This is a genomic window from Mesorhizobium sp. L-8-10, assembly GCF_016756635.1.
Classification (GTDB): Bacteria; Pseudomonadota; Alphaproteobacteria; order Rhizobiales; family Rhizobiaceae.
Map to the genome: position 1 here is coordinate 435,506 of NZ_AP023263.1, position 22,582 is coordinate 458,087.

The following is a 22,582-nucleotide window of genomic DNA, read 5'->3' on the forward strand; positions in this document are numbered from 1 at the left end:
CTCCGCAAATCCGGGACAACCGGTTAGCCGGCTTTCTCGGCTGCAACCATGGCCTCCGTCGTCCAGGCGGTGCCGGGCCTGACGCGGGCGCAGAATTCGCCGGCCACCTCGTGCACCTGGTCGGCGACGAGATGGATGACGTTCTGGTGCGTCGACGACTGATAGGTCGCGATGATCGGCATGGGCGGAAACCACTTCTCGACCTCGATCTGGTGCAGCAGTCCCGCCTTCAGTTCGCGCTCGATCGTGACGGCCGGCAACGCCGCCACGCCGAAGCCGTCGATGATCAGGTTGATGATGGCGAAGAGCGAGTTCGAGCTCGTCATCTTCGAGGCCAGCACGCGCTCGTCCTGGAAATAGGGAGCGATCTGGCGATAAGGCGGCGTGTCCTTCGGAAAGGTGACGATCGGCATTCGCGCCAGTTCGTCGACGCTGTAGGCCATGTCCTTCTGCACGAGCTTCGGCGAGCCGGCCCAGATCATCTGCCAGACGCAGGCGACGAAGCTGCGGAAACCGTCGCCGATCGCCGGATCGAGACAGAAGATCATGTCCAGCTCGCCCTTGGTCATGTGCTGGACGAGATCCTTCGTCGATTCCACGGTCAGTTCCACCCGCAGGTTGGGCGCCCGGGCATGCAGCGATTCGATGAGATGCGGCATCCAGGTGGAGGCCACCGAATCGATCGCGCCGATCCTGACCGTTATCGTAGAGCTGGGGGTGCCCTGGCGCAGCTCGGCACGCAGGCCCTGCAGCGTCCCGATGACGTCCTGGAAGACCTGCAGCGCCCGCTCCCCCTCGGGCGTCAGCCGGAACTCGCGGTCGCCGCGATGCACGAGGCGACAGCCGAACTCGGCTTCGAGCGCCGCCAGCCTGGTCGAGATCGCCGGCTGCGTCGTATTGAGTTCCTGGGCGGTCCGGCCGAAATGGCGGTTCCGCGCCAGCACCAGGAAGGTGTTCAGGTCGAGGATACGCATACCGTACCCTCTAACAGAAAAGTCCGACGGCAACATCGGAACCGCGCGTCTCAGGCCGCCGTCATCAAATGGCGGATCTGCGTGTATTCCAGAAGCGACTGCATGGAGAGATCCGAGCCGTAACCCGAGTTCTTCATGCCGCCATGCGGCATCTCGGTCGCCATGGAGCCATGCGTGTTCACCCAGGTCACACCGTATTCGAGCGCATCGGCGATCCGCGCGGCGGTCGAGGCATTGCGCGACCAGACCGAGGAGGCGAGGCCGTATTCGGACGCGTTGGCCCAGTCCAGGGCGGTTTCCATCGAGTCGACCGGAGTGATGGTGAGCACCGGCCCGAAGATCTCCTTCTGGACGGCCTCGGCCTCGAACGGCGCCGCGATCAGCGTCGGCTCGTAATAGAAGCCGGCCTCTTCGGGGATCCTGCCGCCGACGATGATGTCGCAGCCATCCTCATGGGCGCGAGCGACGAAGCCGGCGATACGCTCGCGCTGGCGCGCCGTGACCACGGGCCCGAACTCGACATCGTCGCGCTCCGGCGCGCCATAAGTGAGCGTGCGGATCATCGCCGACAGTCTCTCGGTGAGATCGTCGGCGATCGCCTTGTCGGCGAAGATGCGGCAGGCCGCGGTGCAGTCCTGGCCGGCATTGTAGAAACTTGCCTCACGCAGCGTCTCCACCAGCCGATCGAGATCGGCATCGGCAGCGACGATAACAGGCGCCTTGCCGCCGAGCTCCAGATGGGTGCGCTTGATCATGTTGCCGCCCGTAGCATGGAGGACGGCCCGGCCGGTCCGCACGTCGCCGGTGAGCGAGATCATACGGACTAGGTCGTGGGAGATGAGTTTCTGGCCGACATCGAGGCCGTTGCCGCAGACGATGTTGACGACGCCGGAGGGAAGACAGTCGGCGAAGACCCCCGCCAGCACCAGGATACTGAGCGGCGTGTGTTCCGAGGGCTTGATGACGACGGTGTTGCCGGCGGCGATCGCCGGGGCGATCTTCCATGCGGCCATCAGCAGCGGATAGTTCCACGGCGCGATCTGGGCGACGACGCCGATCGGATCGCGACGCGTCACGCTGCTCAATGTCGGCGACCGGTAATTGCCGCTCGCCACCGCCGGCATGTTGCGCACGGCGGAAGCATAGAAACGAAAGACATCGACCACATTGGCCAGTTCGCCGCCGGCGACGAAACGCAATGGCTTGCCGGCGTTGCGGGACTCGGCCGAGGCGAGCGCGGCGGTCCGCTCTTCTATCGCGTCGGCAATCGCCAGCAAAGCGAGGCTTCGCTGCTTGGGGGTGGTGCGGGACCAGTTGCGATAGGCGAGTTGGGCGGCACGGACGGCCTCGTCGATCTGTTCCTCGGAAGCCGACCGAACGTCCGCCAGCACGCCCGCGGTGGCCGGCTCGTAGGCGTGCTCGACGGCCCCCTCGCCAGGCACGAATTCCCCGTTGATGAAGAGACGTGTCTCAAACCCGTTCATGGTACTGCTCCGGATCTGCCCTGTGGTTGAAATGGCTGGTCTTCTTCGTCACCTGCTTCAGGCGACGATCACGCGGATGCGGGACGGATCGATATCGAGCGCGACGGGCTCTCCGGCCGAGAACACCTTGTCGCTTCCGGCAAGAACCCTGACGGCCTGCCCGGCCAGCGAAACCACGTAGCGGTTGCGCGCTCCGAGATAGACGCGCGTGCGCACGGTCCCCTCCAGCCTGCCCGCCCCGGCGATGGCGAGGTCCTCCTGGCGCAGGACCAAGAGCACGGGCCCGCGAATCCTCTCCTCGCGCACCAGCGGCAAGGTCTGTCCGTCCGGCAGGATGGCGACGGGGCCGGCGGCGCTGTCGTCGATCCTGGCCGGCAGGATGTTCGCGGAGCCTATGAAATTGGAAGCAAATTCGGTCGCCGGGTGCGAATAAATGACCGCAGGTTCGCCCTCCTGCTCCACCTTGCCCTGGTTGAGCAGCACGACACGGTCGGAGAGGCTCAGCGCCTCCTCCTGGTCGTGGGTGACGAACAAGGTTGTCAGGCCGAGACGCTTGTGGATCTCGATAAGCTCGACCTGCATGTCCTCGCGCAGGCGCGCATCGAGGTTGGACAGCGGCTCGTCCAGCAGCAGGACCTTGGGCTTGGAAACGATGGCGCGCGCCAGCGCCACACGCTGCTGCTGGCCGCCCGACAGTTGCCGGGGTCGTCGTTCGGCGAGGTGACCGAGTTGCACGGTCTCCAGAGCCGCCTTAACACGCTCCGCCTGTTCCTCGCGATTGCCGATCCCACGCATGCGCAGCGGAAAGCGCACGTTCTCCGCGACGGTCAGATGCGGCAGCAGCGCATAGGACTGGAACATCATGGCGATGTCGCGCTTCTCCGGAGGCAGGCCCGTCACCACCTGGCCGTCGATGGAGATCGACCCCGATGTGACCGTCTCGAGCCCGGCCACCGTGCGCAGCAGGGTGGTCTTGCCGCAGCCCGAGGCACCGAGAAGGCTCACGAACTCGCCCGAGGCGATGTCGAGAGTGATGCCGTGGAGCACCTGGACGGAACCGAACGACTTCCTGACGTCGTCAAGTCGGACATTGGCCATGGTCAAGCACTCGCGAACTTCTTGATGCCCAGGAAACGATCGATGACCAGGATGAGCACCACGGTCAGCGCGATCATGATGGACGAGACGGCTGCCACCGACGGATCCGGGCTGAACTCGAGCTGGCCGTAGATCTGAACCGGCAGCGTGGTGAAGCCGGGCTTGCGCAGGAAGAGCGACAGCACGGCCTCGTCGAAGGAGATGTTGAAGGCGAAGAATGCCCCCGCGGCGAGGCCGGGAAAGCACTGCGGCACGACGACCAGAAATAGCCGCTGCATCCGGTTGGCGCCCATCGTGCGGGCTGCCTCCTCCAGGAAGGGGTCGGCCTCCGACAGCACCGCCAGCGTGGTGCGGATGACATAGGGCATGGCGATGACGGTGTGGCTGATCCACAAGGCAGGCAGGGAAACCGGGCCGAAGGTCGCGCTCCAGAACATCAGCATGCCGATCGCATAGATGATCGTGGGCAGGACCAGCGGCGAGAGGAAGAACGCCGCCATGGCCTGCGAGCCCGGCAACTGTCTGCGGTGGATGGCGATCGCTGCGGCGCCGCCGACGAGCGTGGCGGTCACGGTGACGAAAAGCGCCACGATCACGCTGATCAGGCCGGCATGCAGATAATCAGGCGACGACAGCACCTTCTGGTACCAGGCGAGCGAGACGCCCTGCGGCGGGAAGACCACGAACTGGCTGGCGCTGAAGGACGCCCCGACCACCACGATCAGCGGACCCAGCAGAAGAAGGGCCGTCAGCGCGACGAAGACGATCCCCGCGATGCGGACCAGTCGCGGAACCGCCTCAACCATGGCCGCGCCCGGTCAACCGGATATAGGGGATGAGCACCAGGACGATGCCGACGAACAGGATGACCGCCTGCGCCGCCGCGAAGGGCCAGTCGAGCGTCTGCGTCACCGAATTGTAGATCGAGGCCGCCAGCACCTGGATCCGCGTCCCGCCGAGCAGGTTCGGCGTCACGAAGGAACTCGCCGAAAGCGTGAAGGCCAGCAGCGAGCCCGCCACGATGCCGGGCAGGGAAAGCGGCAGGACGACGGTGCGTATGGTCTGCAGGAAGGAGCAGCCCATGGTGCGTGCCGCCTCTTCGAGGCGAGGGTCGATGCGGGTGATGACGCCGAGGATGGACAGGGTCATGAAAGGCAGCAACACCTGCACCATGCCCACCACGATGGCGGTTTCGGTGTGCATCAGCGTGAAGTTGCGGCGAACGAGGCCCAGGTCGCGCAACAACTCGGGGATAAGGCCCGACTTGCTGAGCAGGACCATCCAGCCGAATGTGCGCACCACGACGCTCGTCATCAGCGGCAGGATCACCATGATGACGAGCCAAAGCCTGACCCGCGGCCCGACACGCGCCATGATATAGGCGAGCGGGAAGCCGATGACCGCGCAGATCGCCGTGATGATCAGCGACAGCTTCACCGTTCGCCACAGCACGCCGAGATAGAAGGAATCGCCCAGGAAACGGGTGAAATGTTCGAGCGTGGGGCCCTCGGGGGCCGACACGCTGAGCGCCAGCATCTGGAAGATGGGGAGGAAGAATGCCAGCGCGAGGAGCAGCAGGCCCGGCGACACCAGCAGCAGATTTTCGGTACGATCGTTCACCGGCCCATCTCCTGCGGCCTCGCCCCATGAGGAACGAGGCCGGGCGATGCGTTGATCACTTGGCTATGGTCTTGTTCCAGGCTTCCACCCAGGCGGCGCGGTTCGCCTCGATCTTGGCGGGATCGAACCGGATCAGGCTCTTCACGCCGTCGACACCGTAGGCGACGTCGGCCGCGACTTCGGACGAGAGCGTCGCCTTGCTGTTGGTCGGCGTATAGCGCAATGCCTCGGCGAAGCAGGTCTGGGCTGCCGGCGAGATCGACATGTCGATGAACTTCAGCGCCAGGTCCTGGTTCGGCCTGTTGGCCACCAGATTGGTCGTGATGTAGCTCGCCGGCGTGCCTTCCGCGCCCTGCACGAACTTGGCCGGCAGGCCGGCGGCGCGCAGCGTATAGGCGTAGTCGGAGGCGTATGGCGCGATCCAGGCTTCGTTCTGCGCGAATTCCTGCTGGATCTCCGGCGACTTCGAGACCACGACCGCACCGCCCTCCAGGAGCTTGGCGACGGCATCGAGGCCCGGCTGGATGTTGTCGAGGCTGCCGCCCTCGACCTGGTTGAGCATCAGGAAGCCCAGCATGCCGTAGCCATTCGAGATGTCGGTGAGCACCAGGTGCTCGCCAAGCGCAGGATCCATCAGGTCCTTCCAGCTCGACGGCGTCTTCGGCGACTTCTCGCTGTTGTAGACCAGCCCGATCGCCGCGATGGAATAGGCCGGGCCTTCACCGCTCGCCAGCTTGGCCTTGGCGAAATCGTAGAGATCGGCCGCGTTGGTCAGCCTGGCCGGGTCGATCGGCGCGAGCAGGCCTTCGGCCGCGCCGACGATCTCCTGGCCGCCGGAGAAATGGATGACGTCGAATTGCGGCGCATCCTTCTGGGCGCGGAGCTGGGCGAAGGCATCCGCCGAATAGGCGGTGACGATGCGGACCGTCGCGCCGTTCTCCTTCTCGAAGGGCTCGATCACGCATTTCTTGTGCGCCGCTTCGTAGGCGCCGCCGAAGGAATTGATGATGAGCGTCTTGTCCTGGGCATTGGCGGTGCCCGCCGTCAGTGCGACGAACGACGCGCCCAGAACTGCGATACCGAAACTGCTTCTCATGGCTGTTCCCCTTTGATGTCCGGTTGCTGGTGATACGACGGCTCAGCTCAGCCGGCCGATCTCGACGACTTTCTGGCCTTCCTTGCGGATCAGCCGGCACTGCTCGGCGACGCCCTCGAGGTTCTGCGTCATCTTGCCGAAATAGGTGCACGGGATCCAACCCGTCGGGCCGAATGTGCGGCCGCCGACGCCGTAGAACATGCCGATCTCCCAGAACTCGCTCGGATCGATCTTGAAGAAGTTCTTCGGCTGATAAAACCAGAGCAGCTCGCCGACCTCGGGGATGATCGTCTGGTTCTCGGGCGGCAGCGCCGTCGGGTCGAAATTGCGGTTTTCCTCCGGCAGCCCCATCATGATTTCCGGTCCCGAGAACATGGCATGGGCCGCCGGCCAGCGGATCGGCTTCTCCAGCGCGCCCCACAGCGCCTTACATGTTTCAGGAGCGACATCCCAATAAAGATCAATGATGCCCTCGACATTGGCGTCGACAAATCTCAGATAAAGCCTGCGCTCGTCCATTTTCATTCCCTAGGCTGACGATTGCTTATGTTCCATGAGTTTCCACGGGGCATCGCGCATTTGTCCAATCGCCATTCGGAATTGTCCGTATAAAGTTTTTTTATCGACCAGCCTTGACGCTAGGGAAGGATCATTGCCGCGCACAGCATGATCACCGCGCTTGCCACGAGGCGACGCTGGCCGCCCGGCAAGTCCGGCCGCGCCCGGCCGGTGGACGGGACGAGCATGCCGCTCCGCTCACCATCTGTGCAACGGATGTCGCCCATGAAAGGCGGGCGACGCGCAGCCAGGCGAGTCCGCAGGCAACCGCCAGTGGCTCCTCAGATGTGGATCGGCCTTCCCGAGATCCCGAGCGCCGCTTCCTTGATCGCTTCGTTGTGCGTGGGATGGGCGTGGCAGCTATAGGCGATGTCTTCAGCCGTCGCGCCGAACTCCATGGCCTGCGCCACCTGTCCGATCATCGTGCCCGCGAGGCTGGAGACGATATGGGCCCCGAGCACCTCGCCGGTCCCGGCGTCGGCAAGGATCTTCACGAAACCGTCGAGCTCGCGATTGGTCCTCGCCCGGCTGTTGGCCGACATCGGGAACGACGACTTCTCATAGGAGATGCCGTCGCGCTTCAGTTCCTCTTCGGTCCGTCCGACGCCCGCAGCCTCGGGATCGGTGTAGACGATGGCCGGGATGACTGCGTGGTTCACCATTCCCCGCCGGCCGGCGATACGTTCGGCCACGGCAATTCCCTCGTCTTCCGCGCGATGGGCGAGCATCGGGCCGCGCGTCACGTCGCCGATGGCGAAGATCCCCGGAATCGCTGTCGCCATGTTGCGATCGACCGGGATGAAGCCCGCCTCGTCGACGGCGAGCCCGGCCTGGGCGAGACCGAGCCCGGCAGTGTTGGGTTTGCGGCCGGTCGCGACGAGCACGGCGTCTGCGACGAGTTCTTCAACCTTCCCGGCCTGCTCGATCGCCAGCCTTGCCTTACCGTCTTCGCCGCGAATTCTCTTCACACGGCTGGACGTCCTGATGTCGATCCCCTGCCGCCGCAAGATCTTCGCCATGGCCGCGCCGATATCGCCGTCCATGCCCGGCAGGATCCGGTCCATATATTCGACGACGGTGACGCTCGCGCCCAGTCGGCGCCATACCGACCCGAGCTCGAGCCCGATGGCGCCGCCGCCGATCACGGCGAGCCGGCCGGGCACCCGGTCCAGGGAGAGGGCACCGGTGGAATCGACCACGATACCGTCGCCGCCTTCGATCTCGGCGCCCGGCAAGGGCCCCGGCACCGATCCCGTGGCGATCACGATGGCGCGCGCCGCAAGCTGGCGACCCGCGACATCGACGCGGTCGCGGCCCGCGAAGCGCGCAAGCCCCTTCAGCCGCGTCACGGAATTCCTGCGGAAGAGGCCGTCAATGCCCTTGGTGAGGGTCTCAACCGTCTCGTCCTTGCCGCGCATCATCGCAGCGAGGTCGAAGGAGAGGTCCCCGACCTTCACGCCGAAGCGTTCCCAGCCCGAGCCCGACGCCTGGTCGTAGAGATGGGAGGCATGGAGCAGGGCTTTCGACGGAATGCAGCCGACATTCAGGCAGGTTCCGCCGAGCGTCTCCCGGGCATCGGCGCAGGCCGTCCGCAAGCCAAGCTGCGCGGCACGGATCGCGCAAGCATAGCCGCCGGGCCCGGCGCCGATAACGAGCACGTCAAAATCATCCTTTTCGCTCACGACGGCCAGCCTTCCAGCGTCCTGACGAAATGGGAGAGCCAGGCATTGGTCTGGTGCCCGTCGACGGCCCGGTGATCGATGGTGAGGGAGACATAGGCCATCGGCCGGATCTGGATCGTGTCGACGCCGTCGACTTCGCGCACGACCACCCTCTTCTCCAGCTTGCCCACGCCCAGGATCGCCGCTTGCGGCTGGTTGATGATGATAGGCGCCGCGAGCAGCGAACCGGAGACGCCGTGATTGGAGATGGTGAAGGTGCCGCCTTTGACATCGGCGGGGCTGAGCCGACCGATCCTGGCGCGGTTGGTCAGGTCCTGGAGCTGCGCCGCGATGCCGGAGAGCGACAGATGCTGGGCCTTGCGGATGACCGGGACGACAAGGCCCTTGTCGCCGAGGGCGGTGCCGATGCCGATATTGACGTCGTCGAAGATTTCCAGGCGGTCCGCATGCCAGCGGCTGTTGATCTCAGGGACCGCCCTCATCGCGGCAACCGACGCGGCAACGAGATAGGCGGTATAGGACAGGCTGACGCCCTCGGCTGCCATGCGCTCCCTGTTGGCACCCCGGTGCCGCATGATCGCCGAGAAATCGGCCTCGAAGACGGCCGTCACATGCGGCGCGGCGGCAAGCGATTCCGCCATGTGGCCGGCGATCGCCAGACGCATGGGCGAATGGGCAACCACATGCGAGCCGGCGGACGGCTCGCTGAGCGGCGGAGCGGGAGGGGTCCCGGCTTCGGGAAAGAACTGCGGAGCCGGCCTCTCGGGGACGGCTGGCGGCGGCGCGGTATCGGGACCACGCGCCGCGAAGGCCGCGTCCATGTCCTTGCGCGTGACCCGTCCGCCCTTGCCGGTTCCGGTCACCTCGGCAGGATCGATGCCGTATTGCTCGGCGGCTCGTCGTACGGCCGGGGAGAAACGCGACGGGTGAAACGTGCCGTCCGCAACCTCGGCCGCCGCTGGCGGCCGCTCGACGAGCGTATCCCGTGCCGCCTTGGCCGCTCCCACACGGATCCGGCCGAGCACGACACCCGGCACGGCATCCTCGCCGCTCCTGAGAAAGATCTCCTCCAGCACGCCGGCGACGGGAGCAGGCACTTCCTGCGTGACCTTGTCCGTCTCCAGTTCCACCAGCGGATCGTCGAGAAGCACCGCCTCTCCCGGCTGCTTCAGCCAGTTGCGCACCACCGCCTTGGTGCCCTCCTGCTCGAGCGGCGCCTTCACCTCGACAAGATCGTCCATGGCCTGCAACTCAGAACGCGACGACATCGGCGATCTTGCGCCGTATGCTCTCGACCGAGGGTACCGCCCAGTCGAGCAGCGCCGGATTGTGGGGGCTCGGAATATCGGGCATGGTCAGCCGGGAGACCGGCGCATCGAGATCCATGAAGGCCTGGTCGGCAACGACCGCGGAAATCTCGGCGCCGAAGCCGGCCGTGCCGAGATCCTCATGCACGATCAGGCAGCGCCGCGTGCGTCTGACCGAGGTCAGCACGGCCTCGCGGTCCCACGGCATCAGGGTCCTGAGGTCGATGATGTCGGCCGACAGGTCCGCCGCCGCTTCCTCGCAGCGATGCACCATGGCGCCCCAGGTGACGATGGTCAGTGCGTCGCCCGTCCTGGTGAAGCGCGCCTTGCCGTAGGGCAGCGCGAAATCGTCACCGGGATAGGCGCGACGCGCCCAGGCATGATCGAGCATGGCGCGATGCTCGAAGAAGATCACGGGGTCGTTGCCGCGCAGCGCGGTGCGCAGCAGGCCGACGGCGTCCTCTGCGTTGGACGGCACCGCCACCTTCCATCCCGGCTGATGGACAAAGGCGACCTCATTGGTCTGGCTGTGCCAGGGGTCGCCGCATTTGAAGAAGCCGCCTGGCATGCGCAACACGATCGGCGCCGCGAAGCGATTGTTGGTGCGCCAGCGGATGGTGCCGCAGTCGTTGATCTGTTCGGTCGCCGGCTCGGCATATTTGCGAAACTGGATCTCCGGCACGGGGACGAGTCCGGCAAGCGCCATGCCGACCGCACGCCCGACGATGCCCTCCTCGGAGAGCGACGTGTCGAAGACGCGCTCGGAGCCGAACTTCTCCTGCAGGCCCAGCGTCACGGCATGGACGCCGCCCTTCGGGCCGATGTCCTCGCCGAACAGCACGACCCGGTCGTTGATCGACATTTCATGGTCGAGCGTGCGGCGGATCGCGGTGACCATGTTGATGCGCTGGCCGTCGGGGACGGGCATATCCGACGTGGCGGGCGCGACATAGCCGTGGCGGTGCTGGCCGCCCATCGCCTGCATCTCGCCCTCGAAGAAGACATGGCGGGTCACTGTCTCGGGGATGGCCACCGGCCGCGCTTCGGCCTCGATGCGGGCCGCCTCGGCCGCGGCGGCGGCACGCGCGGCGGCATCGTTCCATTCTTCCGGGGTCATCGCGGCCGGCACCAGATAATCGCGCAGGCGCGGCAAGGGATCGCGCGCCCATTCGGCATCGAGGACCGCCTTGCTCTTATAGGCCTGGGTATCCTGGAAGCTGTGACCCTCGAGACGCGGCACGGTGAGCCTCAGCAGCGCCGGCGCCCTGTTCTCGCGCACGAACTCGACCGCCTCCTCGATGAGCCGGCTCGCCTCGGCCGGATCGCAGCCGTCGCCCTCGAAGATCATGAGATCCTTCCACCCGGCGAGGTTTGCGGCGATGTTGCCGCCGGGCGTCTGTACGGTGGAGGGAACCGAGATACCGAAGCCGTTGTCCTCGATGTAGAACAGCATCGGCAATCGCTGGGTAGTGGCGATGGTCAGCGCCGACCAGAAGCCGTTCGAGGCGACCGAACCGTCGCCGCCGAGCACGACGGCTATATCGCGCCGGTAGCGATCGTCCTTCAGCACATTGCCATAATAGTCGAGGGCCTGCGCCCAGCCGGCGGTCGGCGTGTACTGGGCACCGACGCCGCCGCACATGGGAAGCGCCGACGCGCCATCGCTGTTGGGATAGTTGAACACCACGCCGATGTCGCGCCCGTCGGAATAGCCGCCCGCGCGCCCCATAGCCGAGCCGAGCGCGTCGGCGGGATCGACGCCGAGCGACAGCAGGAGCGGACGCGACCGATAGTAGCCGCAGGTCGCGTCGTGGGTCTCGGTGAGCCGGCAGCCCAGCATGATCTGCGCCATGTCGTGGCCTCGCGCGGAGAACTGGTAGAGGACCTTCTTCTCGGGAACGAGCCTGGTCTCCTCCATGTGATCAAGGGCTCGGGAGAGCTGGACGAGATAGGCGATCCGCCTCCAGTCGACATTCTCGTCAGGGGCGTTGCGTCCGACCTGCTTCAGCGCTGCTCGTCCCATGGCGGATCCTCCTGACATGCTGTTCGTCAAGAATAATACGCGCGCAATGCGATTGCGTTTCATATTCGAGGCACATAGCATCCAGTATGAAATACTCATTTCATAATTGGAGCAATTCGTGGAGAATCAATTCAAGCTCGATGCCACTGACCGGCGCATCCTGCGTGTGCTGCAGGAACGGGCCGACATCAGCCATGCGGCACTGGCAGAGGAGGTCAGCGCATCGAGCGCCTCCTGCTGGCGGCGGATCAAGGCGATGGAGGCGGCGGGCGTGCTGGGTCCGACGGTCAGGCTGGTCGATCCCGATACCGTGGGGCGCGGCCTCAACGTGTTCTGCCAGGTGCGGATGCGGTCGCATGATCCGATCGCGCGGAAGGACTTCGAGCGGTTCGTCGAAAGCCATGACGAGGTGCTGGAATGCTATTCGATGTCCGGCGATTGGGACTATCTGCTGCGGGTCGCCGTCGGCGACGTGCACGACTACGAACGGCTCCTGATGCAGGGCATCCTTACGCATGAGGCCGTGGCGACATCGTCGTCGCATTTTGCCCTGAAAAGCGTGAAATACACGACCGCTCTGCCCGTCTAAGCCGGAAAAGTGTCCCGCGGTTTTCCGACAAGAATCCGCGACAAAACAAAAGGCCTGGGCAGACCATTCGTTGGCTTGCCAGGGAATGGTTTGCGCAGGTGCGGCGGTGGCAAGACGGCGAAGCGAACAGTCCGCTTCGCGAAGCTTCCCGGCCTGGCTCCGCCGGTGGATTGGCACCGCAGCCTAAGACCCAAAGCACCGACAGACCCGGCCTCACCGACGAGAGCCCTTTGAGGCTCCGCGCCTAGTTCGAAGGCGAGAGGGTTTGCGCCTTATCGGAGGATGCAAATTCCATTGTGAACGGGTTCCCCCCAATTCCCTGGGCCAAGCCAGGAGACAGTTCAACGGGTGTGCATCGATCCACCGCGTCCATGGCAGCAGCGACAAACTGTTGACGAACTTTCTCGTCGCCGGCGACATCGATGGATGTGGGTTGGGGTGGACCAACAAGCGATCCATCGCTCTTCAAGCTGAAACTCAGCGTAACCGCGGACTTTTCAACCCCCGTCGGTGGATTCCAGCATGACATGATGGCCGCCCCGACCTCATCCATCGTCGTGAGAGGTTCCGCATGAATTGGCAGCGGTATCAAAGTTATCGCAGCCGAACAACAAACAATCAGCTTGAGGCCTTTCAAGGAGAGTCCTCGACAAGCACGAGCAAGAGCGGCCGTCGGCCGAGGCGCCCGGGCGACAGCCACTCTTGCAATGTCCCGCGTTGCAAACATGAAGGCGTCTCCTTCTTGACTGCCCTGACCTGCCACCGGATTCTCATCCAGCCGCAATCAGAGTCTCGGCGGGTTGTACTCCGTATGGCGCGGGTTGAGCAACGGGCGCCCCGAAGAGAGCCGCCCGTCGCGTCGATCTTGTTTCCTAGTTGCCCGGCTTGTTCCTGATTGCCGCGTCAATCTGTTTTTTTACCGCATCGAGGTTGAATGAGGCCGGATCCTGCATCGGGGGGTAGTCAACCGCCGTGAGGGCCAATTTCGCGACTTCCTGCTGAACACTTACGAACCGCCAGAACTCGCGTGCGAAAAAGTCATTCATGTAGCCGCCGCCGAGATCATTGAGGCTTTGCTCGCCGATCGACGGTGTCCGTTCAAATGGGTCCTGACGGATGTTGACCATTGTGGGCATATCCGTGGTTACTTTCGCACCTGGCCAACCTTGCGGCTGCTGAAAGAACTGGAACTTGAAGTTATCGATACGAACCGCACCCAACTGAGGGCCGCCGAAGTAGAAGAACTCGCGACGGGCGGACGGCCCATTGCCTTGCAGCAGGTCCAGCTGGTTGTAGCCGTCAAGGTGGTTCTTGTAGGTCCGATCACCCAATTGCACGCCTTTGAGAAGTTGCTCGGTTATGTTGGGGTTGCCGGCAGCCGCTAAGAGCGTGGGGAACCAGTCCAAAGCCGAGAAGATACCGTTCTCAACTGTGCCCGGCTTGACCTTTCCCGGCCAGCGAATGATCGCGGGCGCGCGAAAACCGCCCTCCATCACCGTACCCTTGGTGCCCTTGAACGGGGTCATGCCACCGTCGGGCCACGTGAAGACTTCGGCGCCATTGTCGGTCGTGAAGATGATTATGGTGTTGTCGGTTTCGCCCGCATCCTCCACACATTTCATCAGCGCACCGACGCTGTCGTCCAGTTGCGCCATGCCGGCCTCCTCGAGGCCGTAATTGGTATCGCTGTTCATGAGCGCCTGGTACTTGGCCGACAGAAATGTCCAGACGTGCATCCGCGTCGTGTTGTGCCAGACAAAAAACGGGTTGCCGTCGGTTTTGGCTTTGTCCATGAAGTCGCACGAAGCCTTGACCAGCACTTCATCGAACGTTCCCATGTCGTACTTGGCCTTGGGCGTGATGTCGTGCATGTTCGGTACGTTGGACATATCGGGGTACGGTGCCAGGGGACCTTCATCCACGATCCTCTGCTTGCCGATCTTGCCCCATCGCGGCTGCTCTGTCGTATCGTCCGTATCGGCTGCAAAGCTGTGGACCAAATTGCGCGGGCCGACCTTGTCACGGTACGACTGGTCATTCGGGAACGAATACCAGTAGGGGTCCGACATTGCGTCGAGGTGATAGAGATATCCAAAGAACTCATCAAAGCCATGCAGGGTCGGCAAATACTTGTTCAGATCGCCGAGATGGTTCTTGCCGAACTGGCCGGTCGCATAACCCTCGGTCTTGAGGGCGGCAGCGATGGTCGCAGCCTTGTCGGGCATGCCTACGTCGGCGCCGGCCTGGCCGACGGTCGTCAGCCCCGTGCGCAACGGGATTTCACCGGTGATGAAGCTGGCCCGGCCCGCAGTGCAACTGGCTTCCGCATAATAGTCGGTGAACATCATGCCATCGGAGGCAAGTTTATCGAGGTTCGGCGTCTTCCCGGACATGATGCCCCGGTGATAGGCGCCGATATTGAACCAGCCGACATCGTCGCCCATGATCACCAGGATGTTGGGCTTGGCCTGTTCCTGGGCGTGGATCATCGATGTGCTGCAAAGAAGGGTCGCACCGACTGCCATACCCGCTGCAATGAAAGTTGCTGCTGCTTTCATGTTACTCGCCTTTCTTCAATAAGGCGGACGTTGCCATTGCGGCGAAGGCTGATTCAGATGGGTAAGATACTGCCAGGTCTCACTGGCACCGAAATCGGGTAGGACGTACTCGTGGCCGCCTTCCCTTTCTCTTCGCTCTTGCACACGAATTGCTTGTGCCAGCAGATCCGAACCTTCGTCACGAATAATGAAGCGATGACAACGCGTCCGGGATTACCCGGCATCAATTATATCGAGCGGTTCGTCGAAGCGTTATAGTCCTTTCTGAGGAGGTGGCAGCCGCCAGGAACAACATCGTATGCCCGGATTTCAGGCAAGGCTGCGTTCAGCGTTGGGGAGGGGCGACAGGGCGTTCATTGCAGCGTCGGTCAGCACAGCAAATCGGCTGGAAACGGCTTGCGCAGGAAGGCCACACAGCCCAACTGGACCGCCGCCATCCTGACCGCATCATGGTCAATCGCCGTGACTGATCCCGCCGCCTCCAGCCGGTAGCTCAACTCGGCCCGGATATTTCTTGCAGATGTCCGATACTCTCGCGCCTGCACCTTTCAAGCGCGTTGCGGACCTTTCACGAACACCACTGCCCCGAGGCGCGCCACGTCCTGATTTCCCGCCGGGCTCAGAACTCGTGCTTGAAGCCGAGTGCAAGGCCCGTTTCGTCCGGGTTGCCGTCTTTCCAACTGCGATAGAACTTGGTCGAGACCGAGTTTGCGTGATCGACCTTGAAAGAAAGACCGGTCGACAGCTGCGGCGTATCATAGTCGTTGTCGGTGTCAAAGGCGTTGCGGTATCGATAGCCGATGGCGTTCCAGGTGACACGATCAGTCATGCGCAGGTCGGCGCCTACTTTCAGAACATAGTAGGCGAAGACATCGTCCGATCCGCTGAACCTCGCGCCGATACCGGAACTGCCCACCACCGAGAAGACTTGCCCAAGCAACAGGCGATAGCCGATGGTCGCTTCCACGTTCTGACTGTCCTTCCCTCCCCTGGCCGGGTCTGTGTACTGAAAGGATCCGCCGAGAATGACGCCGTTATCGAAGGTATGCGCACCGTCGATTTGATATTTGACGTCCTTCGACTCGCTGAAGTCGTCCGCTTCCCGGTCGTTGGCTATCTCGAGGCCGATCGAGTTGTTTCCCGCGAACGCGGGCACCGCGCTGAAGAGGAGTGCTGACATCAGCCAACTCACCCGAGCACCCTGCAGTGCTGCGGGATGGTTGAGCCGGTGGCGACGTGTGGAGCGTTCCAGGCCCATGGCCTTACCTGAATAGCAGGGTGGATAGGGATAATATCCACATTGCTCGTGCCGGACATAGGTCGCCATTGGTCGAGCCACCTCCTGCTGGATCTTTGCCTTTGCACCGGGTCGCGGAGCTCTGAGGAGATAGAATACCTTCCGCCAGTTCGCGACTCGGCCGGACCTCTGCGTGCGTCAGTGGAGGCGCCTCCACTGACGCGGGCGCAAATGCCTCAGTCCATTTGGGCCACTCCGAGCATCACTTCGATAGGCGCGCGGAATGGCCTCCAAGCTGCTGTTTGTCAGCCTCGTGGTTTTGATCCCGTTCGGTTCTCAAGGGGCAGGCTTCAAGGTGACAGCGGTAACCCCGCCCGCGATGTTGATGCCTTTCTGAGCCTCCACAGAGATCGGCTGCAAGGAGAATGCGCGGTTGCTGCCACCGACGAGAACATTGGCGCCACCGCCGGCGCCGAGCGATGCGTTAGCGCCCACTCCAGCATAGGTGCCGGCAAGCGCGCCCTGCGGAAGGCCGCGTGTCGCCGCCACGACGCCCCAGACCAGATGCCCTGCTGCAACCTCGCCGATCGCGACGCCGAACTGATCAATCGAACCGGTGTAGTTTTCGACATTGCCTTTGCCGTCTTCGAAAACGCACGAAAGCGTCTGCTTTTCGACCACGAAGAAACCGATTCCGCGAGACACATCGCATGACAGCGTGCCGATCTGCGCCGAGTTCTGGGCACTTGCGTCGAGTGAGGCCAGTGCCACGATCAACCCAAGACATGCTGTGCGGACGAAAGCCATTATCATCTCCCTGTTTGACGAACGCCGTTTGTTGGCTAGCACGAGCACTCTTATCCTCCGGTTCTCGCCTTAGTAGCAAGGCGGATACGGATAATATCCGCATTGCCCGTAAGCGTAAGGGTACGCGCGATAGTAAGGAGCAGCCGCGGCAGCGCCGATCGCGGCACCTGTTGCCAGCCCGCCGGCGTACCACGCGCCATGATAGACGGGCGCGTGCCAGTAGTGATCGACGCCGTATCGGTCGACCGCGTATCGATCGTCAGGGAAGCGTCGATAGTCGCCAGCCAATCGATCGCCGGCGAAGTCGTCATGGAAGCCGCCGAAGCTGCGGTCGCCACCGCCAAAACCGCCGCCGCCGAAACCATGGCCACCACCGCCAAAGCCGCCTCCGCCGAAGCCGCCGCCACGATCAATGAACAGCGCGGCGGGTCCACTGCCTCCGCTCAGGCTTCCCTCGAGGACCGCAACCTCGAAGGTCAGGTTGCCGGCTTCGAGCAACGGCTTCATCAAGGTTACCACGGCATCCTCGACCTTGGAGCCGTCGCCGCCGAGGACCGAAATGGTCGCATTGGGCGGATCCTTGATGAAGTTGTCCTTGCCTTCGTCCCACTGCATGATGAACTGCTCGGTGGTGACATGCCCTGCTGCCCGCACCGGGCGATCGGCGAAAACGATCGAGTTCGGCGCAACGCCGGTCATGGTCAGCTTGTTGCCCTCGAGCTTTGCGCCGGCCGAGTTGAGCACAAAAAGCGAGGGAACCGGGCCGGTCGGCGTGACCTGGCCTATCGTTTTCTGAAGGGGAACATGCGGTTTGGCATCGGCCTCCTGCGCGAGGCCACCACTCAAGCTAAACCACTGGCTTCCGGCAAGCACGGCAAGAAGGATAAGAGTTCTGTGTGTCATGCTTCATCTCCCTACATAGCGGACGTAGCCCTGCATGCGCGCCCAAGCGTCCGGTCGATGCCCGCTGCGAGTGACCCCCCGTGAGCCGGCGGCAGGTGCCGCGTGGCGGGCGCCCGCGTCGTTTCATTCCGCGGGGCGCATCACTCATAAGTTTCGTGGCAATATTGGCGCCTGTCGACATCGGGCGATGCAGCGATACTGCATCGCCCGATGCCGATATTACTTCGCGCCGTTCTTAGGCGATACTGTCCTTTTGGGAAACGGCGGCGGTTTTTCGTTGCCGCCAGGCCATGCGGTGAACCCCGGCATATCTGGAGAACAGTCCGATTTCGATCTTTGCGCGAGATGTTCGGGTGGATAGGGCTGAACGAACCGGAACCCACGCAGCGCTCGTCGAGCAAAAAGGGCTGATGATGTTATTTCAACACCCCGATGAGAGCCTTGCCGTCCGTATAATACGGATCGCCACCACCGTTGCGGCCGTCTTTGGTGGCGCCTATTCCGGGGATCTCGTAGCTGGAGGAAAGCTGTCCTGCCTTCATGAGGTCGCCGATGACGAGGTCTCGTTCAGCGTCCACATCGGGGCCGATGTGATGGGTGATTTGGCCGGTGTCATGGCTGAGCCCGACGCCACGGTCGAAGCTGGCCGAACCGAGCCAAATCGGACGACCGTCGCTACCGAGGTTCTTGGTTAGCCAGAAGCGGACATGATTGCGCTGGTCGGCGCTGTGTCCGACAGGCTTTTCGAAAGCAAGATCCTGCTTCCTCCCCTCGTAGAGCAGAGGGCTGACAGGCGCGTCCAGGTCGGGTCGATCGAGCACGACGCTGAGACCGATGTCGATGGAAGAGCGCAGCGTGATCTTGTCGGCTGGATCCCAGTCGGCTGCGGCGAATGCGCGAATGACCTGTTCCTTTGTCCCGACCAGTCCGACATTGATGGGATCGCCAGGGATGTCCTGCTCCGTATGCGTGACCATGTCGCCGAAGTCCGAGACGCGCGACGCATCCCGAAAGATCCAGATCTCAGGCACAATGAAATAGGCGACAAGCAGATATGCGATCGCCAAACCAAGTACGATTCGCAGCCCGTCTCTCGTTCGACGCTTCATCGCCTATCTCCCGAAGCTGCCGAACTGTGCTTTACCTTGGCAGCACAGTATCTTTCAGCTTGGGTACCAGGTCACGTCAATAGGAGGGCGATGCGCTAAGCCGCCTGACGCGCGCTCATTGTGAGCAGGTCGTAACGGGCAACCGTCTCGTCGTTCTGGTTGAACACCTCGACGTCCCAGCGTACCTCGCCATACTCGGGTGCGCGGGCGGCGCGCTTCTCCTTGACGGTGAGCCGCACACGGATCGTATCGCCGGGGGATACGGGCTTCAGGAAGCGCAGATTGTCGAGCCCGTAATTGGCGAGCAGCGGTCCGGGCGCCGGGTCGACGAAAAGGCCGGCGGCGAAGGAGAGGATGAGATAGCCATGGGCCACGCGGCCGGGGAAGAACGGATTGGCGCGGGCCGCCGCCTCGTCCATATGAGCGTAGAACTTGTCGCCGGTGAAATCGGCGAAATGCTCGATGTCGGCCAGCGAGATTTCCCGCGCCGGCGTCTCGACCGAGTCGCCGATCGCGAGCCCTTCGAAATTGCGCCGGAAGGGGTGCTCCGCCGCGACGGGCGCAGCCGCGCCCTTTGTCCAGCGGCCGGTGAGTGTGGCCAGCCGCTGCGGCGAACCCTGCAACGCGGTGCGCTGCATGTAGTGGAAGACGGAGCGCAGTCCGCCCAATTCCTCGCCGCCGCCGGCCCGGCCCGGCCCGCCATGGACCAGCGCCGGAAGCGGCGACCCGTGTCCCGTCGATTCCTTGGCGCAATCGCGGTCCACGATGAGCAGGCGCCCATGCCAGGGCGCGATGCCGAAGATCAGTTGTTCGGCGACGGCCGGATCATAGGTGAAGACCGAGGCGACGAGGCTTCCCTCGCCCTTGGCGACCAGTGCAACCGCATCCTCGAGCGTATCGTAGGGCATGACGGTCGCCACCGGACCGAAGGCCTCCACACGATGGATCTTGTCGCCATGAAGCGGATCGGCCGCGAGAAGCAGCACCGGCGCCATGAACGCTCCCGCGCCGCCGGGCGCATCGGCGCCGCCCAAGACGATCTCGGCCTCCGTGCCGAGCTCACGCACCGCGTCGCAGACCGCGGCGCGCTGCGTGGCCGATGCCAGGGCCCCCAGCCGGGTGGCCTCGTCACGCGGGTCACCGGGGGCGATCGCAGCAAGGGCCGCCTTCAGACCGTCGACGACAGCGTGCTGCTGCTGCCGGGGAACGATGACGCGCCGAATGGCAGTGCATTTCTGCCCGGCCTTGACCGTCATCTCGCGGATCACTTCCTTGAGGAAAAGGTCGAACTCGGGCGTTCCCGGCACGGCATCCGGCCCGAGCACGGCTGCATTGAGCGAATCGCGCTCCGCGACGAACCTGACGGCCTTCTCGGAGATCGCCTTGTGGCTGCGCAGCCGGTCGGACGTCTCGGCCGAGCCCGTGAAGGAGACGATGTCCTGGCCGGTCAGGTGGTCGAGCAGGTCGCCCGTCGACCCCGCCAGGAACTGCAGTGCTCCTGCCGGCAGGATGGCGGCCTCGACGATGAGGCGCACCACCGCCCCGGCGACGTAAGCGGTCTGGGTCGCGGGCTTGGTGATGACGGGCACGCCGGCCAGGATCGCCGGCGCGAGTTTCTCCAGCATGCCCCAGGTGGGGAAGTTGAAGGCGTTGATGTGGACGGCCACGCCGGCGAGCGGCGTCAGCACATGCAGGCCGACGAAGCTGCCGCCCTTCGACAGGCCCTCGGTGTCTCCGTCGATGACAAAGCGCTCGCTCGGCAGTTCGCGCCGACCGCGCGACGCATAAGCGAAAAGCGTCCCGATGCCGCCATCGATGTCGATCCAATTGTCGCGCCGGGTGGCGCCCGTGTCGGCGGCGATCCTGTAGAGTTCTTCCTTGTGGGCGGTGAGATGCTCGGCGATCGCTTTCAGCATCGCGGCCCGCTGATGGAAGGTCAGCGCGCGCAACGCCGGTCCTCCGATAGTGCGGGCGTGGGCCACCACGGCCGCGAAGTCGATGCCGGCGGTGGAAGCGCGCGCGACGACGTGGCCGTCGATCGCGCTCGCGATGTCCACGAGGCCGGTCTCCGGCGCGAACCAGCGGTCCTCGACATAACTCTTCAGGATCTCGGGCATGTGTCCATCTCCACCGCTGCGGGGCTCCTCCGACGCCTTTGCCGGTTGACAAAAGCGATGCATTGATCAATTATTGACCGAACGATCGGTTAATTCAAGTACCTTACGCGAAAATGCGTGCAATGGGAGGACAAGGTGACGGAAACTCTATTGGTGGACCGCCGCCCCGGCTGGACGATCATAACGCTGAATCGACCCGATCGGTTGAATTCCTTCAACGAGGACCTGCACCGGGCGCTCGCCGCCGCACTTGACGAGGCCGCAGCGGACGAAACATGTCGGGCCGTGCTGCTGACGGGGGCCGGACGCGGCTTCTGCGCCGGCCAGGACCTGTCCGACCGCGTCAAATCCGACGGCCCGCCCGATCTCGGCCATACGCTCGAAACCTTCTACAATCCACTCGTCCGCCGCATTCGCGCGCTGCGCAAGCCGGTGATCTGCGCTGTCAACGGCGTCGCGGCCGGCGCCGGCGCCAATATCGCGCTCGCCTGCGACATCGTGCTGGCGGCGCGCTCGGCCAGGTTCATCCAGGCCTTCTCCAAGATCGGGCTGGTGCCCGATTCCGGCGGCACCTTCTTCCTGCCGCGCCTCATCGGCGACGCCCGGGCACGCGCGCTGGTCATGCTGGCCGAGCCGCTGTCGGCCGAACAGGCGGCAGCCTGGGGGCTGATCTGGAAGGTCGTGGACGACGAGGCGCTCATGGCCGAAGCCGAGGCGCTTGCCGCCCATCTGGCGACCCAGCCGACGCAGGGCCTCGCTCTCGCCAAGGAGGCGCTCAACGCCTCGGCGGCCAACGATCTCGACACCCAGCTCGACCTCGAACGCGATCTGCAGCGGCGTGCCGGCCGCACGCCGGATTATGCCGAAGGCGTACGCGCTTTCATGGAGAAGAGGCCGGCCGCATTCACGGGGAAACCCGAGTGAACCGCGAAGACCCCTCGCCCGAAGCCACGGCACGGCGCGCCGCCGACACAATGTGGGCGGCGGACCGCGCCAGCCAGGACCTCGGCATGGAAATCGTCGAGGTCGGACCCGGCTGCGCGACGCTGTCGATGCGCGTCGGCGAGGCGATGACCAACGGCCATGCGACAGCGCATGGCGGCTACATCTTCACCCTGGCCGACAGTGCTTTCGCCTTCGCCTGCAATTCTCATGGCCTGACGACGGTCGCCGCTCACTGCAGCATCACCTATATCAGGCCCGGCCGGCTCGGCGAGACGCTGGTGGCCGAAGCGCGCGAGGTCACGCGCTTCGGGCGCTCGGGCATCTACGACGTCACCATACGGGCGGGCGCCGAGATCGTCGCCGAGTTCCGCGGACATTCCCGGACGGTCGGCGGCTCTTTCATCGATAAGACTGGCATCGACAAGACTGTCATCGACAAGACTGGCATCGACAAGGCCGGGGCCTGACCAGGCCC

At 64.1% G+C, this 22,582-nt stretch carries 20 protein-coding genes; 3 read left to right on the plus strand and 17 right to left on the minus strand.

Going from position 1 to position 22,582, the window contains the following annotated elements:
- Window positions 1-23: 23 nt before the first annotated feature.
- From JN280_RS01955 to JN280_RS02000, 10 genes are all read right to left on the minus strand, one after another.
- Complete coding sequence (locus tag JN280_RS01955) at window positions 24-974, minus strand: LysR family transcriptional regulator (RefSeq protein ID WP_202309862.1); 951 nt, start codon at window positions 972-974, stop codon at window positions 24-26.
- Window positions 975-1,024: 50 nt separating this feature from the next.
- Window positions 1,025-2,458 (minus strand): aminobutyraldehyde dehydrogenase, encoded by a 1,434-nt coding sequence (locus tag JN280_RS01960; RefSeq protein WP_202309863.1) that lies wholly within the window; start codon window positions 2,456-2,458, stop codon window positions 1,025-1,027.
- Window positions 2,459-2,515: 57 nt separating this feature from the next.
- Window positions 2,516-3,556, minus strand: coding sequence for an ABC transporter ATP-binding protein (locus tag JN280_RS01965; protein WP_202309864.1), 1,041 nt, complete (start codon window positions 3,554-3,556; stop codon window positions 2,516-2,518).
- A 2-nt stretch (window positions 3,557-3,558) separates the two neighbouring features.
- A complete protein-coding gene (locus tag JN280_RS01970) occupies window positions 3,559-4,362 on the minus strand; it encodes an ABC transporter permease (RefSeq protein WP_202309865.1) in 804 nt (267 codons plus the stop codon).
- A complete protein-coding gene (locus JN280_RS01975) occupies window positions 4,355-5,176 on the minus strand; it encodes an ABC transporter permease (RefSeq protein WP_202309866.1) in 822 nt (273 codons plus the stop codon). Before JN280_RS01975 ends, JN280_RS01970 begins: the two co-directional genes overlap by 8 nt.
- A gap of 55 nt (window positions 5,177-5,231) precedes the next feature.
- Window positions 5,232-6,272, minus strand: coding sequence for an ABC transporter substrate-binding protein (locus JN280_RS01980; protein ID WP_202309867.1), 1,041 nt, complete (start codon window positions 6,270-6,272; stop codon window positions 5,232-5,234).
- Window positions 6,273-6,314: 42 nt separating this feature from the next.
- Window positions 6,315-6,791: a DUF3830 family protein gene (locus JN280_RS01985; RefSeq protein ID WP_202309868.1), complete on the minus strand. Its 477-nt coding sequence runs from the start codon at window positions 6,789-6,791 to the stop codon at window positions 6,315-6,317.
- Between the two features lie 320 nt (window positions 6,792-7,111).
- Window positions 7,112-8,512: a dihydrolipoyl dehydrogenase gene (gene lpdA, locus JN280_RS01990; RefSeq protein WP_202309869.1), complete on the minus strand. Its 1,401-nt coding sequence runs from the start codon at window positions 8,510-8,512 to the stop codon at window positions 7,112-7,114.
- Complete coding sequence (locus JN280_RS01995; RefSeq protein WP_202314455.1) at window positions 8,509-9,753, minus strand: dihydrolipoamide acetyltransferase family protein; 1,245 nt, start codon at window positions 9,751-9,753, stop codon at window positions 8,509-8,511. Before JN280_RS01995 ends, lpdA begins: the two co-directional genes overlap by 4 nt.
- A gap of 10 nt (window positions 9,754-9,763) precedes the next feature.
- Complete coding sequence (locus JN280_RS02000) at window positions 9,764-11,842, minus strand: transketolase C-terminal domain-containing protein (RefSeq protein ID WP_202309870.1); 2,079 nt, start codon at window positions 11,840-11,842, stop codon at window positions 9,764-9,766.
- 118 nt (window positions 11,843-11,960) lie between these two features.
- Here JN280_RS02000 and JN280_RS02005 point away from each other — a divergent pair, with 118 nt between their 5' ends.
- Window positions 11,961-12,431, plus strand: a complete 471-nt coding sequence (locus JN280_RS02005; protein ID WP_202309871.1) for an Lrp/AsnC family transcriptional regulator — start codon at window positions 11,961-11,963, stop codon at window positions 12,429-12,431.
- Window positions 12,432-12,675: 244 nt separating this feature from the next.
- On the opposite strand, the gene JN280_RS02010 is transcribed toward JN280_RS02005, so the two are convergent.
- The 7 genes from JN280_RS02010 to paaZ all read right to left on the minus strand — a co-directional run bounded on the left by JN280_RS02010 (window position 12,676) and on the right by paaZ (window position 21,162).
- A complete protein-coding gene (locus JN280_RS02010) occupies window positions 12,676-13,068 on the minus strand; it encodes a hypothetical protein (protein WP_244742806.1) in 393 nt (130 codons plus the stop codon).
- 235 nt (window positions 13,069-13,303) lie between these two features.
- Entirely contained in the window at window positions 13,304-14,956 is a 1,653-nt protein-coding gene (locus JN280_RS02015; RefSeq protein WP_244743447.1) for an arylsulfatase, read from the minus strand.
- 652 nt (window positions 14,957-15,608) lie between these two features.
- A complete protein-coding gene (locus JN280_RS02020) occupies window positions 15,609-16,316 on the minus strand; it encodes a hypothetical protein (protein WP_202309872.1) in 708 nt (235 codons plus the stop codon).
- Window positions 16,317-16,562: 246 nt separating this feature from the next.
- Window positions 16,563-17,033: a DUF992 domain-containing protein gene (locus JN280_RS02025; protein ID WP_244742809.1), complete on the minus strand. Its 471-nt coding sequence runs from the start codon at window positions 17,031-17,033 to the stop codon at window positions 16,563-16,565.
- A gap of 69 nt (window positions 17,034-17,102) precedes the next feature.
- On the minus strand, window positions 17,103-17,936 hold the full coding sequence (locus tag JN280_RS02030; protein WP_202309873.1) for a hypothetical protein: 834 nt from the start codon (window positions 17,934-17,936) through the stop codon (window positions 17,103-17,105).
- A gap of 416 nt (window positions 17,937-18,352) precedes the next feature.
- Entirely contained in the window at window positions 18,353-19,045 is a 693-nt protein-coding gene (locus JN280_RS02035) for an LssY C-terminal domain-containing protein (RefSeq protein WP_202309874.1), read from the minus strand.
- Between the two features lie 95 nt (window positions 19,046-19,140).
- Complete coding sequence (gene paaZ / locus JN280_RS02040) at window positions 19,141-21,162, minus strand: phenylacetic acid degradation bifunctional protein PaaZ (protein WP_202309875.1); 2,022 nt, start codon at window positions 21,160-21,162, stop codon at window positions 19,141-19,143.
- Between the two features lie 135 nt (window positions 21,163-21,297).
- On the opposite strand from paaZ, the gene paaG reads away from it, so the two are divergent.
- The gene (gene paaG, locus JN280_RS02045; protein WP_202309876.1) at window positions 21,298-22,086 is read left to right on the plus strand and encodes a 2-(1,2-epoxy-1,2-dihydrophenyl)acetyl-CoA isomerase PaaG; all 789 of its coding nucleotides are present in this window, start codon (window positions 21,298-21,300) and stop codon (window positions 22,084-22,086) included.
- Window positions 22,087-22,136: 50 nt separating this feature from the next.
- Complete coding sequence (gene paaI, locus JN280_RS02050; protein WP_202314459.1) at window positions 22,137-22,574, plus strand: hydroxyphenylacetyl-CoA thioesterase PaaI; 438 nt, start codon at window positions 22,137-22,139, stop codon at window positions 22,572-22,574.
- Window positions 22,575-22,582 lie beyond the last annotated feature (8 nt).